This is a genomic window from Pseudomonas sp. PME37.24/006, from assembly GCF_055556635.1.
Map to the genome: position 1 here is coordinate 1 of NZ_JBVHNL010000169.1, position 261 is coordinate 261.

Here is a 261-nt window from a genome sequence, read left to right on the forward strand (position 1 = left end):
TAATCGGCCTGCCGTCCTCGATGTCCGGTATGGCGTCGAATCCCGTGATTCCAGCTGATAAGCGCAACTTCACCTTCCTGATCTCGGCAAATTCATCGTTGTCCGGGTCATGCTCGATCACCGGCGTGTAATTCAGCGGGAGGTTCGCCGGCTCGTCCTGCATGAGCTCGGCCAACGACAGGCCCAGCGCTTGCGCGATCTCTGGCAAGAACTTGCTGCGCTTGTTCTTCCCTGATTCCAGATTGGTCAGGGTCGGCTGGG

Annotated in this window: 1 protein-coding gene; it reads right to left on the reverse strand. The window is 58.6% G+C overall.

What is annotated here, in order from left to right:
• Positions 1 to 261 (reverse strand): hypothetical protein (locus ACZ3GY_RS24275; RefSeq protein ID WP_465912330.1); only part of this gene is annotated, 261 nt, incomplete at both ends.